4 protein-coding genes are annotated in these 3,492 nt (G+C 45.4%); 2 read left to right on the top strand and 2 right to left on the bottom strand.

Features of this window, described 5'->3' with window-relative positions; all coding sequences use genetic code 11:
- Positions 1–504, bottom strand: a 504-nt coding sequence (locus Q0Z62_RS10665) for an SLC13 family permease (RefSeq protein WP_298054444.1), incomplete at its 3' end; no start/stop codon positions are given.
- Between the two features lie 153 nt (positions 505–657).
- Here Q0Z62_RS10665 and Q0Z62_RS10660 point away from each other — a divergent pair.
- Entirely contained in the window at positions 658–2,451 is a 1,794-nt protein-coding gene (locus Q0Z62_RS10660; RefSeq protein WP_298054441.1) for an autotransporter domain-containing protein, read from the top strand.
- 111 nt (positions 2,452–2,562) lie between these two features.
- Here Q0Z62_RS10660 and Q0Z62_RS10655 read toward each other — a convergent pair whose 3' ends face one another.
- Positions 2,563–2,736 (bottom strand): hypothetical protein, encoded by a 174-nt coding sequence (locus Q0Z62_RS10655; RefSeq protein ID WP_298054435.1) that lies wholly within the window; start codon positions 2,734–2,736, stop codon positions 2,563–2,565.
- 51 nt (positions 2,737–2,787) lie between these two features.
- On the opposite strand from Q0Z62_RS10655, the gene Q0Z62_RS10650 reads away from it, so the two are divergent.
- On the top strand, positions 2,788–3,447 hold the full coding sequence (locus Q0Z62_RS10650; protein WP_298054432.1) for a conjugal transfer protein TraC: 660 nt from the start codon (positions 2,788–2,790) through the stop codon (positions 3,445–3,447).
- Positions 3,448–3,492: the final 45 nt, after the last annotated feature.

Genomic DNA, 3,492 nt, shown 5'->3' with positions numbered 1-3,492 from the left:
ATCCGCAATGGAGCGCATGATAGGGTGAATGATACCCCCACCGCGAGCGGTATTACTTGGGGTTACTGGAGCGAGAATAGTCTCGGAAAAAGCAAGCGCATAAGCAATGCCTAGAGTACGCTTACCAAATAATGAGATTAAAAAATAACCAATACGGGCTCCTAGTCCTGTCTTGTTAAGACTAAGAGAGATCATAATGGAAATACCAATGAGCCAAATCAGCTCATTAGAAAAGCCGCTAAGGGCGTCAGCAAGAGCAGCTTTAGGATTACCCGGGTTAGTCACACCAGTAATGGCGACTAAGGCAATAGCGAGGATGGATACGGCCCCGATAGGCAAGGCTTTGCCAATAATAGCGGCAATGGTGCCGACAAATAGCGCCAACAAGTGCCAGGCGTTGGGGCTAACGCCCTCAGGTATGGGAATAACAAACCAAATCAGCAGGGTTAGGGCAATGGCAACGGCTGCTGGAATGGGTTTGATGGGCTTGAGATCTACGGTCATGTTTCTCTCACTTTACCTATATGAATGGTGGGTAGAAAAATAAAAAATAGCTTTTGTTATGTGCCGTGCTTATAGGTGAAATTCCCCAAAAGCAGTGATTGACGCTAAAGTCGTAGAGAACTACCTTTAACCTCTTTCAAAGGGATGAGACGCATGATGAAAAAAACGCTATTGGCCGCCTTGTTAGCCACAGTAAGCAGCACCATTTGTGCTCAAAACATAACGAGTATCTACTTTATTGGTGATAGCTTAACCGATACGGGGCAACTGGGTTCTCGATTTACAACAAATCCGGGAAATGTTTGGTCGTATTATTTTGCTGAAAAAAATGGATTACGTGCTGATCCTAGTGGTCAAGGAGGCACAAACTTAGCGGTTGGAGGGGCTAGGGTTTCTGTCAATGAGTTGGCCGACCCCACTTTGCCCGTTGGTCCGAGCAACCCTGTCTTGCCCGCGATGACAAGCCAACTAGAGCAGTTATTGGCTGTAAAAAAAGGGCAATTGGAGTCGGATGCTATTTATAGTGTATGGGGTGGGGCAAATGACCTATTTGCTGTAGTACAGGACCCCCTACAGGCACCTATGATTTTGATGGATTCTGTCGTGAATCAGGTGGGTATTATTGATTCACTGCATAAGCATGGTGCGCGCTACATTCTGGTAGGAGACATTCCCGACTTAGGTAAAACCCCTGAGTTTGCTGGAATACCTGTCGTGAGTGATATCGCGACGCTTCTTAGCTCTACATATAATCAAGGATTAGCTTTAGGCTTAGCCAGTAGTCAAGCCAATATTATTCCTTTAACTATTTCAGGCCTGTTAACAGAGGTTATGGCAGATCCTACAACCTATGGGTTTTCCAATGTGACCGATGCAGCATGCAGTACATCATCGTTGTATTGTGGTCCAGCGCAACTGGTTTCTGCTGATGCCGATCAAACGCATCTTTATGCAGATGGAGTTCACCCTAGCTCTAAAGCTCATCAGGCTATTGCACAATATGCGGATGCGGTCTTTTCTGCTGGAACTGTCGTAGGTATGCTGGGTGCTACAGCCAATCAGGCGGGATTAAGCCAAATGCAGCGGATTGATCGCCGCTTATCGTTGACACAGGCCAATACAGAGCAGGGTGTTCAGGTGTGGGCGGAGGGGGCGGCACTGTTTTCAAATGGTAGCCATGAGCGCAGTCAGGTGCATGGGACAAATGGATCAGGCAGCTTAGGTATTAGCAAGCAAGTGAACCAGTGGACAATGGGAACGTATTTGCATTATGACCGCATAGACAGCACCTTGTCGTCTAGCTCATTGCAGCAAAAACGCTTCGCCGGAGGTCTATATGGACGTTGGGCTGACGCAAATACATGGGTTAATGCTCAGTTCTATTACGCAGACCTAGATACGCGTTTGGATAGGCATGTAGATATTGGTGCAGCACATCGTGATCATCACTCTAAGGCCAAGGGCCATCAAGCCGGAGGCCGTATTAGCGCGGGTTATAACTGGCAACATGGTTCTGTCACACATGGGCCGTTGCTAGGGCTAAATTTACAAAAAGCAAAAATCAAGGCTTTGGCAGAGCAAGCCACTAGCTCATCGTCCATGCGATTTGCTGCTCAAACACAAAATTCGTTACAAAGTAGCTTGGGCTACCAGCTTTCTGTAGCGGTGAATCCAGACTGGTCTGTGTATGCTTCTGCACAGTGGTTGCATGAGTTTAAAAAGGCAAATAAAGAGGTAGGGGCTGGAATGCAAACCGGGCTTTATTCTGATCGAGCCTTTTACTTACCTACACAGACTAAATTAGCTAAAAACACAGGTGTTTTCGAGTTGGGGGCCTCAGGTCGACTCACTAAACAGTGGGATGTGAACGCAGGCATTAGCATGCAAACGGCAAATGCGCCTAATGCACAGAACTCCGTGTATTTAGGTACGGCATACCGATTCTAACTACTTTCGTGTGTTTAGCAGCCCCAATAAGAAAACGATAGTATGTCTTATTGGGGTTTTTAATTATTACTATATGAAAATAGCTTTGGGTTTATAGAATTAAAATTAATTTTATAAATTGGTTTCTACATCAGACTTCCAATCCATAGAACGTGCGGTAATGACATGATTATTCGCTCCTTGATAGACAAAGCGCGTACAAGCGTCTACCTCGGAAACCAGACTAAGGCTAGACAATAGAGTCAGAGCAGTTAAGGTGGCGAGTGACCGTTTTTTCAAAATCATGATGGGTATTGCTCCCTAAGTGAGTAATAGATTGCTCTAAGGTCATGCCGTATGAAGAATCGTGTCCCTGATGAGCGCGGAGCTGAGAGACGGGATGCAGTAAACTATACCATTGCACTGTCTCAGAACCGTTTAGGTTTATTGCCTGTGGTGGCCTACGATGAAGAGTCAAAACTTTTTGCTATGGATGACTCTTCATTGGGTTTTGGTTTCTTTTGCCAGCCCTTGATTTATGGGGATGAAAAAATCCAAGACCGTGTTAATAGTTTTTTAAATCAAGAGCTACCTACCAACACCGTTATTCAAATTTGCTTGTTTCGTTCGCCGGATATTAGCCAGCAAATGTACGAAATGCAGGATTTACGCAATGGTTTTCGTCATCCTATTATGAGTAGAGTCATTAATGAACGAGAAGCGTTTTTCCGCCAACATACTTTCAATGATTTAACCACTCGATCTTCACAAGGGTTCTTTAACCTTGGCGTGGTGCAAGACCTCAAACTGTGTATCACGATGAAAGTGCCTATCAATAACCCAATGCCTACAGAAAAGGATATAGAGGACACTAAGGCTTTTATGCTGCGTATGGAGTCCTCATTACAAACCGTAGGACTAATGCCGCGTCCTTTTAATGCGCAACAGTATCTTCATTTTGTCAATAACCCCGCCCTAAAGGGCGAGGCATGCCAGAGTCACTCTGTGCTTGCCTAGATTGACCAGACTCAGCGCTGTTAGGGCGCTACGTTGTAACGAAGT

The organism is uncultured Paenalcaligenes sp. (genome assembly GCF_947630565.1).
Lineage (GTDB): Bacteria > Pseudomonadota > Gammaproteobacteria > Burkholderiales > Burkholderiaceae_B > Paenalcaligenes > Paenalcaligenes faecalis.
Note: the sequence above shows the minus strand (reverse complement) of the source record. Positions and strands in the feature narration are given on the sequence as shown.